16 protein-coding genes are annotated in these 14,935 nt (G+C 32.9%); 8 read left to right on the forward strand and 8 right to left on the reverse strand.

Going from position 1 to position 14,935, the window contains the following annotated elements; all coding sequences use genetic code 11:
* The 4 genes from N4A40_03540 to N4A40_03555 all read right to left on the reverse strand — a co-directional run.
* On the reverse strand, nt 1-737 hold a 737-nt coding region (locus tag N4A40_03540; GenBank protein ID MCT4660910.1), incomplete at its 3' end, for an Rpn family recombination-promoting nuclease/putative transposase.
* Nucleotides 738-1,214: 477 nt separating this feature from the next.
* Entirely contained in the window at nt 1,215-1,955 is a 741-nt protein-coding gene (gene nagB / locus N4A40_03545; GenBank protein MCT4660911.1) for a glucosamine-6-phosphate deaminase, read from the reverse strand.
* 52 nt (nt 1,956-2,007) lie between these two features.
* Entirely contained in the window at nt 2,008-2,736 is a 729-nt protein-coding gene (locus N4A40_03550; protein ID MCT4660912.1) for a GntR family transcriptional regulator, read from the reverse strand.
* A 101-nt stretch (nt 2,737-2,837) separates the two neighbouring features.
* On the reverse strand, nt 2,838-3,152 hold the full coding sequence (locus tag N4A40_03555) for a YbjQ family protein (GenBank protein ID MCT4660913.1): 315 nt from the start codon (nt 3,150-3,152) through the stop codon (nt 2,838-2,840).
* A gap of 426 nt (nt 3,153-3,578) precedes the next feature.
* Here N4A40_03555 and N4A40_03560 point away from each other — a divergent pair, with 426 nt between their 5' ends.
* Entirely contained in the window at nt 3,579-3,992 is a 414-nt protein-coding gene (locus N4A40_03560) for a VOC family protein (GenBank protein ID MCT4660914.1), read from the forward strand.
* A 79-nt stretch (nt 3,993-4,071) separates the two neighbouring features.
* Here the strand turns inward: N4A40_03560 and N4A40_03565 are convergent, their stop codons facing one another.
* From N4A40_03565 to N4A40_03580, 4 genes are all read right to left on the reverse strand, one after another.
* Entirely contained in the window at nt 4,072-4,626 is a 555-nt protein-coding gene (locus tag N4A40_03565) for a hypothetical protein (GenBank protein ID MCT4660915.1), read from the reverse strand.
* Between the two features lie 166 nt (nt 4,627-4,792).
* The gene (locus N4A40_03570) at nt 4,793-5,578 is read right to left on the reverse strand and encodes a nitroreductase family protein (GenBank protein MCT4660916.1); all 786 of its coding nucleotides are present in this window, start codon (nt 5,576-5,578) and stop codon (nt 4,793-4,795) included.
* 136 nt (nt 5,579-5,714) lie between these two features.
* Nucleotides 5,715-6,668 (reverse strand): dipeptidase, encoded by a 954-nt coding sequence (locus N4A40_03575; GenBank protein MCT4660917.1) that lies wholly within the window; start codon nt 6,666-6,668, stop codon nt 5,715-5,717.
* 34 nt (nt 6,669-6,702) lie between these two features.
* On the reverse strand, nt 6,703-7,131 hold the full coding sequence (locus N4A40_03580; protein MCT4660918.1) for a MarR family transcriptional regulator: 429 nt from the start codon (nt 7,129-7,131) through the stop codon (nt 6,703-6,705).
* A gap of 122 nt (nt 7,132-7,253) precedes the next feature.
* Between N4A40_03580 and N4A40_03585 the strand changes: the two genes are divergently transcribed.
* The 7 genes from N4A40_03585 to N4A40_03615 all read left to right on the forward strand — a co-directional run.
* Nucleotides 7,254-8,939: a 2-oxoacid:acceptor oxidoreductase subunit alpha gene (locus N4A40_03585; GenBank protein MCT4660919.1), complete on the forward strand. Its 1,686-nt coding sequence runs from the start codon at nt 7,254-7,256 to the stop codon at nt 8,937-8,939.
* Entirely contained in the window at nt 8,939-9,805 is an 867-nt protein-coding gene (locus N4A40_03590; protein ID MCT4660920.1) for a 2-oxoacid:ferredoxin oxidoreductase subunit beta, read from the forward strand. The genes N4A40_03585 and N4A40_03590 overlap by 1 nt, the downstream gene beginning before the upstream one ends.
* Before the next feature lie 847 nt (nt 9,806-10,652).
* Nucleotides 10,653-11,303: a response regulator transcription factor gene (locus N4A40_03595; protein ID MCT4660921.1), complete on the forward strand. Its 651-nt coding sequence runs from the start codon at nt 10,653-10,655 to the stop codon at nt 11,301-11,303.
* On the forward strand, nt 11,300-12,637 hold the full coding sequence (locus N4A40_03600; protein ID MCT4660922.1) for a HAMP domain-containing histidine kinase: 1,338 nt from the start codon (nt 11,300-11,302) through the stop codon (nt 12,635-12,637). The genes N4A40_03595 and N4A40_03600 overlap by 4 nt, the downstream gene beginning before the upstream one ends.
* Before the next feature lie 92 nt (nt 12,638-12,729).
* Entirely contained in the window at nt 12,730-13,260 is a 531-nt protein-coding gene (gene lepB, locus N4A40_03605; GenBank protein MCT4660923.1) for a signal peptidase I, read from the forward strand.
* A 143-nt stretch (nt 13,261-13,403) separates the two neighbouring features.
* Entirely contained in the window at nt 13,404-14,081 is a 678-nt protein-coding gene (locus N4A40_03610; protein ID MCT4660924.1) for a response regulator transcription factor, read from the forward strand.
* Nucleotides 14,078-14,935 (forward strand): hypothetical protein (locus N4A40_03615; protein ID MCT4660925.1); only part of this gene is annotated, 858 nt, incomplete at its 3' end. The genes N4A40_03610 and N4A40_03615, both read left to right, overlap by 4 nt.

The following is a 14,935-nucleotide window of genomic DNA, read 5'->3' on the forward strand; positions in this document are numbered from 1 at the left end:
GCTTCCCAAATTTTAGCTATAGTCATGATAACTTCACTCCCTTCTGAGTAATTCTCAGTTACTTCTTCTATTACTTTTTCTATATCTTCTTTAGCTAGTGTTTTTGATGCGTTTATTATATATCTGATATAGGTTTCAAAACACTCTATTCCTTCTTGCTGATTTTCTATTTTGTTTAGCGCTATTAGAGCTCTGTGTATGTTTTCAAATATCTTTTCTTTTGGAGCTGTGTATATGTCTTTTAATATTCTAAGCACTATCTTTAGTCTTATGACTCCCTTGATTTCATCATCTGTATAGTGGGATAAATCGTAAATCAAGTACTCGTAGTTTGGTATATATTTTCTCACTTCATTTGGCAAATCGTTGTAGCCGTTTACCATTTGCCCAAGACTTGTCTTTACTTTCCACTTTTCTTTTCCGTGGTATATGACTAGTGGTATTATCATGGGAAGTTTTTCCTGATTCTCATTTTTTATCTTTGCATCCCATATTTCTATCATATACCTCAAAAGCTGAAACGCTACATTCGGACTTACATAGCTTTTGTGCTCGAATAAAAAGTACAGATAGCCTATCTCTCCATTCATATTCACTTGAAATAGCATATCTGAAAATACTTCTTCTAGGTCTTTGTTTATAAAGCTGTCTTTTTGAGGTTTTAATGTGTTTATGTCTATTATTTTTAGCACTTCTGATGGCAAGTAGTTTTCTACAAAAGACTTCGCTACCTCCACTTTTGAAAAATTCTCCTTGAAAAATTTGTCATGTGGATTCGAAACTTTCAATATAAACATCTTCTTTCACTCAGATTTTTTGATGCTCTATATGTATATTATATATTTATTCTGAAATTGGTGCAATGTAAGGATTTGGGAGTTATAATATCTAATGTTTGGAAACAATTTCCCTTATTCGCCAAAATAGGCAAGAACAGTGGGCATGCTGGTTTCGGGCGGAACACGTCGGGGACGGACCTGACTTTGTTAAAAATCAAACACAGATCAGGTGCCGTCCCCGATGTATTCCTTGGCTTAAAAATTGATTTATATAAGTTTGTAATTTTAAAAACCACTTGTTGTAATAAGTGGTTTTGATTTCAATTCATCACCTATTAGAATCTAATCTATCATGACTAGCGTATACTAGTAATCTTTGTTACTAGTATACTTTGCCCAAAAGTAAACTTTGTTACTAATAATTTTTTATCATTCCTAGATATCTCTTCGGCTTAGCTTTTCTCCTGCTTCTTTGTCGACTATGATGACTACATCCTTGTGAATCTGAAGAAGGCTAGCTGGCAGATCAGAAGTAATCTTTCCTTCTATAGTTTTTTGTATGGCATCTGCTTTATTTTTGCCGCTCGCAAGCAGTACTATTTTTTTAGACTGCATTATGGTTTTCATTCCCATACTTATGGCTTGCCTTGGTACTTCATCAATAGAATCAAAAAACCTTGCATTGTCTTTTATAGTTTGCTCATCTAAATTCACTAAATGAGTTTTTGCCTCAAAATTTATATTTGGTTCGTTAAATCCAATATGTCCATTTACCCCTATTCCTAGCACTTGAATATCTATTCCGCCCATCTCTATTATGCTTTTATCATAATTTCTACACTCGTTCTCCACATCTTCTGCTAATCCATCTGGTATAAATCTCTTATCCTCTGGAATATTTATATGGTCAAAAAATGTCTCTTTCATAAAGCTATGATAGCTTTGCTTTTTGTCCTTAGATATACCATAATACTCATCTAAATTAAAACTCATCGCCTGCGAAAAATCTATCTCACCGCTCTCGTACAATCTTATCAGCTCTTCATACATACCAACAGGTGTAGAACCCGTTGCAAGACCTAATACACTCTTTGGATTTAGATATAATTGACTCGCTATCATGAGCGCTGCCTTTTTACTCATCTCTTCATAATTTTCCACTACTATAACTCTCATCATTACCTCCTAATTTCTAATCTAGTTTTTGATCTAGCTTTTGATCTAGCTTTTAATCTAGCTCTATCTCGTATTTGAATCTATCACTTCTGTAAACTTCTCTAGTATATTCAAATGGTCTTCCATCATTTAAAAATGTAAGTCTTCTAAATTTTAGAGCCAATGCTCCAAAACATTGATTTAGTGTAACACTCTCATAATCATTTAGCTCTATAGGCTCTATGGTTTGCTTTGCTCTAGCTGGCTCGTAATCGTATTTCTCCTTTAGCACCGCATAAAGTGACCGTCCCTCTACGTCTTCTTTCTTCAAATCTGGGCACAGTGATCTTGGTATATATACTATTTCAAGTGCAAATGGTTCGCCTTCAATAATGTGAAGTCTACTTATCTCTATGAGTTTAGCTTTTGTACTTTCAAGTTCTAATTTTTTTATTTGATTTGAATTTGCCTCAACTTCTTCAAATCCCAAAAGCTTTGTCTCGCTTTCAAGCCCTTTTTCCCTCATTTGCTCACTGAATCCTTTTACCTCTAGGCTTTGTTTTATCTTTTGCTCTGAAACATATGTACCTTTTCCCTGCTGTCTATATAGAACTCCCTCATTTACCAATGTCATTATAGCTTTATTTACAGTCATTCGGCTCACATCAAACTTCTCACAAAGTTCTCTTTCTGGTGGAATCAAGTCTCCTTCCTCAAAAATACCCTCATCTATCATACTAAGTATGCTCTCTTTTATCTGATAATAAAGTGGCATCGGACTATTTGGATTTACTTTTTTCATATCATACCTCACTTTATATGTTGTTATGTTGTATATACCAATTCTAATATAAAAAAAGAACTTTTTCAAGTTCTTTTCATTCAATCAAAAAATAATTATATCTATCTCAATTTTACTGCTGTGCCATATGCTAATATTTCTGCAGCGCCTTGCATTATCGCTGATGTTGAAAATCTAACATTAACAACAGCATCTGCATTCATATCTTTTGCCTGTGCTATCATTCTATCTAAAGCTATTTGTCTAGCCTCTTCAAGCATTTCTCTATATTCCGTCATTTCTCCACCTACTAGTTGTCTAAATCCAGACATTATATCTTTTCCCATATGCTTCGCTCTAATAGTGCTCCTCTGTGCCATTCCAAGAACTTCTACTATTTCTTTTCCAACTATTGTTTCAGTATTTACAATCAACATGTTCTTACCTCCTATTTCAAAATACAATGTATTTATTTTTCTTACTTTATTATACCCTTTCGGCAGAACATTTTATCTTAATTTTACCATAAGCTTTGATTACATAATTTTAAGGTTTTTAAGTTTATCTAAATTAATCGTGGGTATATCTATAATGTAGTAAGGAAGCGGCAGTTTTGAGGAATCCTTTTTTGTTCGGATCGTTTTTAGTTTTTCGGTTTTCTTTTAAAAGTCAGCCTTTAGATTTCTCCAATAATGGTTTGTTTGCTTTTGCCGCTTCCATAGCCATTTATAGTTAAAACCTCCTTAGACAGAAAGAGGCTATCTCGCATGTTTGCTGAGATAGCCTTCTTTCTGGTTTTACTCTATAAATTTAGGGTAAGTCTACACTGTGATTAAATAATTCGAAAAGGAGATGCTTAAGAAATGAAGCTAATAGCATATTTAAATTTTGAAGGTTGTGCAAATGAAGCAATAAATTTCTATAAGGATATTTTTGATGCCCAAATAACATACATGATGAAATATGGTGATGCTCCTGATTTACCTGACTTTTTAAAAGGAGCAGAGCATTCTGATAAGATTTTGCATTCCTGCCTTAAATTCGATGGAAATGAACTCTTCATATCTGACTCAGTTGATGGTTCTTATAAAAGAGGAAATAATATAAGTTTGACTTTAAATTTTGACGATATAAGCGATCAAAAAATAATTTTCGATCAACTTGCAAAAAATGGCGAAATTATAATGCCTTTGGACAATATGTTTTGGGGTTCTAAATTCGGTTCAGTAATTGACCAATATGGAATATACTGGAGCCTTGATTGCGAATTGCAATAAGAAAACAAAAATAGATAGCTGGAGATAAAACATCTCAAGCTATCTATTTTTGTTTTAAAATTTAGCACTTCGCCTTACTTTATATTCTATTCATCAGCTCCACGATACGTTTATCTATATTTTGATTTACAATGTATTCATATGTACTCTCAGGTACTAAATGCTTCCAATCAGAATTATCAAAAATCAATTCTCTGATTTTTGATGAAGATACTCCTTTAACTCTATCATCCCATAATACTTTAGTTTTCAGTCCTAAACCACCGACTCTCTTTACTTTTTCTTTTCCCCATTCATCATATATGGTAAAGTAATATACTGCGTCTTCGGGAGTATAATTCAAAATCAAATCTGGAACGCCAATCGGAAATGGTACAACACTATATTCCTCATCCGTCAGTCCATTATTTCTAAGAGCCAATTCAATCATGTTCATTCTCTCAAAATAGTTACATGGATTAGCCGCTAATTTACTTCTGTTCAAATCCGTTTTTTCCTCTGGTGATCTAAGTTTATCTGGTGAAGCTATTCCAACTATTATCTTTTTGCACTCAGCTTTTGCTCCCAAGATATAATCCATATGTTCATTATGTAAAACTTGGAATCTACCGCAAACTACTCCTATTTCATTCATCATTATCCCCCATTACTATAAATCTAATACCACTTCGTGAAACTATATCAAATATAAATGGCTATCTTGCAAATCTGCCGAGATAGCCTTATTTCTAGTTATATTTCATAATTTAAAGCAACTATACCTCTTTGTCAAATAATTTGAAAATTGACTAATATAAAAATCAGCACTTCGCCGTATAACAATAAGAAGCCGTCATAAACTTTTTCTTATCTAAATTACACCATTTTATCTCTCTTCCGATTTCTAATAACTCGGATTCAAAGTGTTTCATCGCAATACCTACATCTACTTTGTTCAATTTCGTAAGCATTTTCTTTGTAAATATATTCGTATTTCTCATATAAAAATGTATGTCTGATCCTTCTGCTAACAAAAGCCATGGTTGACTATTCATAGATGATGGAGCCTTTTCTATAGATTTAAAAATTGGAATCATATCAGCATCAAAGTCTCCTTTTACAAATGCCTTATAGCTCTTCCTATTTTTTCGCTCAGGTTCTATTTCCCATCGAATCTCTTCTTCAGGCATTCCAAGTGCTATAGTTATAACATACTCATATTCATCCTTTAAATCAACAACATCCGATACAGCATCTCTATCTATATTGCCAACCCAGCATGTCCCGTATTTTCTACGAGTAAGTTCTAAAACTAGAGCTTCTCCTACATATCCCACATTTTCCAAATAGTGAAGTGATTTTTTGGCACTTATTGCAATATAAGCAGGTGCCTTTACTTTAAAGTATTGATCTAGCAATCCTCCAAAATTATCATATACGCTTGATCCATCCGTTATGAGTTCTAAATAAACCTCTTCCTCTTCAGAAATCGGCTTTAGAGTCTCTATAATCCGCTGTATCTCTTCGCATTCACTCTCTTCTAATGGTTTCTGTTCAAATTTTCTAACCGATCTTCTCAAATCTATGGCTTCAACCAGGTCATACATTTTTTATCTCCTTCTTTTCTATAAAATTAATAATTTTCATAATTATTTTTTGATAATTATCTCTATTATAACCGTATACATTTGTTTTTCATAGGGGTATTTTAAAAAACCTCTACAAAACATCACTTTACGCTAATTATCCAAGTACATCCTTTATAAATCTCTTTGCATTTAAATTCCAAATTCTTTCTATTTTATCTTCACCATAACCTATACGTTTTAATCCCTCATATAGTTTACTCATTTCTCCAATATGTTCTATTTCCATTTCTCCATAAATACCATCAAAATCAGTTCCAAGAGCCACAGCTTCTATTCCCGCTGTATTTACCATATAATCTATATGCTTAACCAAAGCATCTACACTTTGCATATATGGTTCATCCGTCAAGAAAAATGGACAGAAATTTACTCCAACTATACTACCTGTATTACCTATAGTTTTTAACATATCATCTGTAAGGTTTCGTCCATGATTTCGAATAGCTCTAACACTTGAATGACTAGCAGTAAATGGTGATTTCAATATATCTGCTACATCGTAAAATCCTGCATCCGAAAGATGTGACACGTCCACTATCATTTTCTTTTCTTTCATTTTTTCCACTACGTCTTTTCCAAATGGTTTAAGCCCAAATGTATTTGTCTCTTCTCCATTGGGATAACCTATGCTATTTATATAGTTCCACGTAAGTGTGATGAGTCTGATTCCCATGTCATGAAGAGTATCCAATCTTTCAATCTGATCCTCTATTATTCCGCCCTCTTCAACTGTCAAAAACGCACTTATCTTACCTTCTTTTTCATTGTGCTCCATTTCACTTGAATTCATTGCAAGTGTTATAGCATCTTTATTCGCCATCATTTCACTTGCAAATCTAGAGTGCATACCCATATACTCTATCCACGGATCTTTGCCATTTTTTCTAGTCTCTTCTAAATCTATAAATAGGGCAAAAAACTGAGCTAAGCTATCACTATTTTTAAGTTTTTCCAAATCCACGTGAAAATTGTTTCTCATTAAGTTTTGACTTGGATCTTCTCCATAAAGTCTTAGTATAGTGTCACAATGTAAATCTATCATTTTCATATTGGTCATCCCCCTCGTCCACTACTAGTTAAAATCATTCTACCAAATGATTATTAATTCTATCTAAAAATTTGAAAAACATTTCTTTTTCATCATCAGAAAAATCCTTTAGCGCTTGATTATTAATCTCTTTTCTGATCTCTACCAACAATGGAACTACTTTTTTTCCCTCATCAGTCATATACAATCTATAATTTCGCCTATCCACTTCATCTTCATTTTTGTAGACATATCCCATATCTATCAATTTTCTAACAGCCTTTGTAGTGGTAGCCTTTTCAACGCGCAACAGCCCCCCAAGCTCCTTTTGCGTCATACCTTCATTTCTATATATCGTTACTAAAAATCTCGTCTGACCCTTTCGAATTTTGATATTGTTCTCTTCCAATTTTTCATCCATTAATTTTCCGAAGTGAAAATACCCTATCGCAAATTCTTTGCCTATTGACCTTTCTTTCTCCATAAAACTCATCCCTCTTTCCTTCTTTTCATTATATAGTAAATTGAAATGATTGCAAATTATTTTTTAGGGTATGTTTTGTAATGATAAATTCCCATAATTTCAAAATTAAAGGAGGGACCTTTATGGATTACAATATACTCATAGCTGGCAGTGCTGGAGACGGTCTCATAACTCTAAGCAAGCTACTTACAAAGATTCTACAAAGAGAAGGCTATTATCTTCTCTCTAATAAAAATTATATGTCTAGAGTAAGAGGTGGTCACAATTTCATACAAATCCGATTCGGCGATGCGCCTATATCAGCACCTAAATCTAAGTTTGATTTGATACTGGCTTTTGACAGAGAATCATTAGAACTTCACAAAAAGGACTTAAAAACAGATGGAAAAATATTTGCAGATGACAGTTTAAATGACATGACCACATACTCAAATGAAATTATTTTTCTGCCACTAAAATCTGAGGGGCGTAGTCTTAAATTCAAACATATTCTCAGCGCCGCATTTGCTGGCTGTGTATTTAAAGCTTTTGATTTGCCACATGAAAGTGTCTATAATATTTTTGATGAATTCTTTAGTGATTCTATAAAAGCTGATTTAAATAGAAAAAGTTTCTTTTTGGGCTATGGGATAGCTCCAACTCTATTTGACAGTATAAATTCACCAAATCAGAGTACAATAATGATAAATGGAAACGAATCTATCGCACTAGGCGCTCTAGCTGGCGGAGTTTCATTTTACAGCGCGTATCCCATGACCCCTAGTACGAGCATAATGACTTATCTATCAAAAAAACAATCAGAAGCCAATATAGTAGTGGATCAAGCTGAAGATGAAATAGCCGCTATAGAATCAGCTCTAGGAGCTTCTTACGCTGGCATTAGGGCCATGACTGGCTCTTCTGGCGGTGGGCTTGCGCTTATGAGTGAAAGCATAAGTTTCTCTGGCGTAGCTGAAATTCCAATCGTTATAGCAAATGTTCAAAGGCCAGGTCCCGCTACTGGACTCCCTACGAGAACCGCTCAAGGAGATCTTTCTTTTGTACTAAATATCGGACATGGTGAATTTCCTAAAATAATTATAGCTCCAACAAGTGTAGAATCGTGTTTCTACGATACTCAAAGGGCTTTGAATTTAGCAGAGTTGTTTCAATTGCCTGTCATAATTTTGAGCGATCAATTCTTAGCAGATTCAACAATGACTGTAGATGATTTTGATTTTAGTAGGATTCCAATAGAACGTTATTTTGCATCAAATGATTTGCTAAGACAGGTTTATAAGCGCTATGAAATAACAGAAGATGGCGTTTCTCCTAGAATCATACCAGGTCTATTTGATTCGCTTGTAGAAATTGCTGATAGCCACGAACACGATGAATACGGTCACCCTACAGAAGATATCGATATGGTCATAGCTCAAATGAAAAAAAGATTTAAAAAATTAGAATGGGTACGCGAAAAATTAATAGAACCTACTTATATCGGTTGTAAAAATCCTGAAACTCTACTAATAGGCTTTGGTTCAGTGTTATCCCCAATTAGTGAAGCTGTGGATTATCTGCAATCAAAATATTCTATAGGTGCTTTAATCTTCAGCGATATAATGCCTCTTCCTACTAAAAAATTGTTAAAATACTCAGCTATATCCAAAAATATAGTTGATATAGAGCATAATTTTACAGGTCAATTTGCTAAATATATGAGAGCTGAAACTGGTTTGGATGTGACTCATAAATTATTGCGCTATGATGGAAGACAATTAACTTTCGAAGAAATCATAGAATTTATCGAAAAGGAGGTTTTGATATAATGGATGCAAAAACTCACAAGGATTTGTTTAAATCTGATGCAGAAAACACATGGTGCCCTGGTTGTGGCGATTTTGCCATACTAGATACTCTAAAAGATGCACTAGTAGAAATGAATTTAATGCCACATGAAGTGGTTATAGGCTCTGGCATAGGACAGGCTGGTAAACTTCCTCACTATATAAATGCAAATGCTTTTAATGGTCTTCATGGAAGAGCTATTCCTCCAATGCTCGGAATAAGAGTTGCAAATAAAGACTTAAAAATATTTGTATGTACAGGTGAAGGTGATTCATATGGTGAAGGTGGGAACCACATGATACACAATATGAGAAGAAATATAGATATCGTACACATAGTGCATGACAATCAAGTATACGGATTGACAAAAGGACAAGGATCTCCAACTACACAGAAGGGACAAAAAACATCTATGCAATTTGATGGCGTATATACAGAAGCTCTAAATCCAATCGCATTTGCCATAGCTTCTGGTGCGAGTTTTGTAGCTAGAAGTTTCTCCGGAAATCCTGAGCATTTGAAAAAAATGATAATAGCTGCATCAAATCACAAAGGTTACGCTCTAATAGATGTATTCCAGCCATGTGTTAGTTTCAACAAAGTAAACACATTTAAATGGTACAAAGATCACACCTATATACTTGGTGATGATTACGACCCAAGCGACAAAGCTGAAGCCTTTAAGCTAGCTACAAATAGTAATGACCAAATACCTCTTGGTATTATTTATCACAATTCTAGACCAACTCTGGTAGATTCTATCAAAGTTTTGAGTGAGGAACCACCTCTTGTAAAGAAATTTTTAAAAGCATCCAATGCTCAAAAGTTTCTAAACGATTTTAGATAAACTAAACAATTTTAAATAGTCTTTAAAAGACTATTTAAAATATTTTGAAAAGCTTTCTAAAATTTTTTAGGCAACTGAAAAGCCATATATCTAAAAAAACTATTTAAAAACTAGTTAATAGCTATATAAAAGCAAAAAAATGCAAAAAATACACAAAAAGCAAAAAATACTATATATCATTTTTTTGCTTTTAACTAGCATTTAATTGCGTTTCTAATTTGAGTTTCGCTGACAACGAATTGTTAAAGTTTTTTTAAATCATCAGTGTTACTTTAATCGCGATTTTAGTTTTTTTTGAAATTTTTTATTATATAGTGGTATAAAGACTTGTTTCATTGCTGAAAATACCTTTTTTCCATACAAACCACCCCATAGCAATGACGAGTCTTTTTTTGCGCAAAAAAATACCCCTGCCATTCGACAAGGGTACCTATATGGGAAAAGGTATCTAACGTAGAAACCTTCTACGTCCATTAATAATACTTCTCAATACAAATTTGTTTTGAATATAATTATTGTGATAATTATATTTTAAACTTTTTCACTTCTTTTTGCAAGCATTGTGATAATTCTACTAATCTTTCACTAGAATGTGCTAATTTACTCACAAACTCTATATTATTAACGGCATCAATATAAAACTTCATTAGTGTTTTTTTACTTTATTTTTTATATTTGATTATGCTCTAAGCATTTACTGTATTCAATTTCATGGAAATTTTTCTCATGATTTTTTTACTTTGCTATAACTTCAATCGATGGGTATAATTTAATTAGTTTTATGTGTATTTTTGTTAAACAAAATCATAAACTTAGTAAATAGGAGTGATTGAAATTGAATATCTTGATGATAGAAGATGAAAGTAGACTCAGAAAACTTGTGTATGATTATTTAAAAAAAGAAAATTTTACACTTATAGAAGCCGAAGACGGTGAAATTGGTCTTGAACTTTTCTACGAAAATAATATTGATCTTATCCTTTTAGATGTCATGCTTCCAAAACTAGACGGCTGGACTGTCTGCCGTGAAATAAGAAATACATCTAGAGTTCCTATAATAATGTTAACAGCTAGAGGTGAAGAAATAGATCAATTATTTGGATTTGAACTTGGTGTAGATGACTACCTCACAAAACCATTTAGCCCCAAAATTTTAATAGCTAGGATACATGCACTATTAAAAAGATACAATAAAGAAAACACCAAACTAGAATTTGGAAATATCATAATAGATTCGAATGCACACGAAGTCAGTCTCGATGGTTTAATCCTTGACTTAAGTCCAAAAGAATATGATTTACTTCTATACTTTACTCAAAATTTAAACATAGCTCTCAGCCGAGAGCAAATACTAAACCATGTATGGGGTTATGATTATTTTGGAGATGAACGAACTGTTGATACTCATATAAAAAGACTCCGTCTAAAATTGGCATCTGAAAGTGATTATATCAAAACCATTAGGGGTGTAGGCTATAAATTTGAGGTGATTTCATGAATACAAAGTTGAGACAAAAATTATTTTTATTTTTTACATTGTTTGTTTGTTCTACATTAGTAGGTCTTCTTGTATTCAACGTATTTTTTCTTGATAGCTTCTACCAAAACGAAAAAAAATCACAATTATATGATACTGCAGATTCTGTGAGCATTGCACTCGATTCAGATGATTGGATGTCATCTATAGATAAAATAAAAAGTATCTCTGGCTTTGAAATTTATCTATATAGCGATGATAATCAGTGGTTCTATGGCTCTCAAAGTGGCAATATGAATACTCTCTCTAGGGGCAGAAATTCTACAAATGGCATGGGAAGAAATTCAAATGACCGTTCTGACTTATCTGCTAATTTAAAAAAGGCTCATGACTATGGTGATATCTACTCTGTGTATACTCATCCAAGATGGGCTTTAGAATATCTTTTGTATATACGCTATTCTAACGGAATATACATTGTACTCGAAACTCCTATAGATAATATTTCAGACAGCGCTAAAACCACTCAACTGTTTTACATGAAATTTTCAGCCGTAATGCTCATAATTGGACTTATAATGGCTTTTTTCCTTTCAAAATACCTTGAAAAAAAAATATACATTCTTCAATCTCAAAATGCCAAACTCCAAGCTGACATTGAAAAGGAAAAAACTTTAGAAAAGATGAGACGAGAGTTTATTGCCAATGTCTCTCACGATTTGAAAACACCAATTTCACTCATACAGGGTTATGCCGAGGGGTTAAAAGACGAAATCGTAGAATCTAAAGAAGACCTAAATGAATACTATAATATTATCTACGATGAATCTATAAAAATGGACAATATAGTTAAAGAGCTACTAGAACTTTCAAAGTATGAATCTGGTGGTATAAAGCTAAATAAAACATCTACGAGTTTAAATACTCTTTTAGAAACTATTTTTTCTAAGTACACCCTATCATTTGCTGAGCACTCTGTAATATCTAAACTACAAATTCCAGATGAAAATATAATAGCAGATGTAGATTCTCATCAACTTGAAAAAGCAATATCTAATCTCATTGACAATGCTTTAAAAAATATAGATTCTCCTAATAATCTATCGCTGAAATTGAGTTTGTCGAAAAATTTCATCCATATTTCAGTATTCAATACAGGTTCTCACATACCCGAATCAGAGCTAAATAAAATATGGGATTCATTCCATAAATTAGATAGTTCTAGAAGTAGATCAAATGGTGGACATGGTCTTGGTCTTGCCATAGTAAAAAATATAATAAATCTCCATGGCGGAAATAGTTTTTGTGAAAATACTGATAGTGGCGTAGTATTTACTGTCACACTACCTAGGTAGTTTTTCACATACTCTTTTCATAAAATTCTTTTCACTCTGTTATATAATTAGGATATAATGTACTTACGATTAGACTTTAGGGAGGTTTTTATATGAACAAATCACTAAAAAGTGAAGTTTTAGACTGGATAAGTGTTATAGCTAAAGCACTTGCCGTTGCCTTTCTTATCAAAACTTTTTTATTTCAACCAGTTCAAGTTGATGGCGCCTCTATGTATCCTACATTACACGATGATGACCGATTAATGGTTAATAAATTGGAGTATTTCATATCAGAGCCAAATCGCGGAGATATAGTTATTTTAGACTCACCTGTTGAACCGGGTAAATTGTACATAAAACGTATAATAGGACTTGGTGGTGAGCATATATCTATAAAAAATGGTCATTTTTTTATAAACGACGAGCTATTAGACGAAGGTTATTTAACTTCTGATGTTAAGACCCTTTCTTACAATAGTGTATCTGAGTGGGACATCCCTAACGGATATGTATTTGTAGTTGGTGACAATAGAAGTGGTAGCTTTGATAGCAGACAGATGGGGCCTGTAAAGGTTGAGGCTGTTAGAGGTGAAGCTGTTTTTCGATTGTTTCCCTTTGACCATTTAGGTGGGTTGAATTAATATCATTAAAAACACATATTGGGCACAATTTTAAGGTATATTTATAGTAGATACTAAAATACTTAAGGCGTGCTAGACATCTAGTTTCGAGTTTGGTGTCTGGTACGCTTTTTATTTACACTTAATTGAGAAAGGTGATAAACATGAATCAAACTATATTGATAATTGAAGATGAACAACAGATTCGTCAAATTATAAAAGATTTTTTTGCTCATGAAGGCTTTGTTTTGTTAGAAGCTAAAGATGGTGAGGAAGGTCTAGAACTATTTGAATCGAACAAAGTTGACTTAATACTGCTAGACATAATGATGCCAAAAATAGACGGCTGGAGCGTATGCCGTAGAATAAGAAAAACTTCTGACGTCCCTATAGTTATAATGACTGCTCGTGGCGATGAAGATGACCAGTTACTAGGTTATGATTTAAAAGCTGATGACTACGTAGTTAAGCCATTTAGCCCAGCTATTCTAGTTGCAAAATGTAAAAATTTATTAAATAGATTACAAGGCGACATAAATTCCTCAAATTTAGTTAAAGCAGATAATATAGAAATTCGGACACTATCACGTGAAGTTTTTCTAGATGGAAAAGAACTTTCTTTGACTTTTAAAGAATATGAACTTCTGCTATATATGATACAAAATCAAAATATAGCTTTAAGTAGAGAAACTATACTAAAAGAAGTGTGGGGTTATGATTTTTGGGGTGAAAACAGGGTAGTTGACTCTCATATAAAAAAGCTTCGAAAACATCTAGGTACTTCATCGCAGCACATAAAGACAATATTTGGAGTAGGATATAAATTCGAGGTGAATTCATGAAAAGAAAAAGTATAGTATTGAAAATATTTACAGCTACATTAATACTAATTGCTGGATTACTTAGCGTACAACTAGCTTTCAGCCAAATATTTTTGACAAAATACTATGAAAAAGCAAAAATTTCTAATTTAAAAAATAATCTTGAGCTTCTGAAATCTGAAGCTTATGTAGATATCTCTGATAGCTCTGAGCTCGAAAAACTTCAGAAAAAATTCGTACAATTTGAGGAAAAACACGGTGTCACCCTTGCATTTACAAACAACGTAGGTGTACCAATTTATGGACTAGAGCAAACATATGCAAATTCAGAAATTGAAATAAAAGATAACTCAGGATTTGTTCATATTTTGCCAATAGATACCTACCAAAACAAAGAACTAATTGAAGGTAGTGGTACAATAGTCGGAAAAGGTATAAGTTTAGATTTAGGATCTATCGACACTGACAATGAAAATAGTTCTACACCCCTTTTAGAATCCATACCACTTTACGTTTCTAGTTATGCTTCTGATGATACTCAAACTGAAAGTATAGATATCACACCAGATACCCTTATCGTAAATATCAATGATTCTAAACTTGGTGAAATCGTAGAAAGCACAGATACTATCTCTGCTATAGAGGCTTCTCCTATAACAGGAACCATAACTGCCTTAAATATCGCCGATATAACTTCTGCTTCAAGTTCCTATCGCGAAAAACTTTTCTATGATTATATAAATTCTTTTATATTCTCAAAAAGGGTTTCTGATTTAAATCCTTCACTTATTTCATCAAAAACATCTGATGTAAATTTATCTAGTACTACTCCTTCAACAGACGATCCAAATTTCTTGTCTGTTGAAAAAGTGGAA

Source organism: Tissierellales bacterium, from assembly GCA_025210965.1.
GTDB lineage: Bacteria > Bacillota > Clostridia > Tissierellales > JAOAQY01 > JAOAQY01.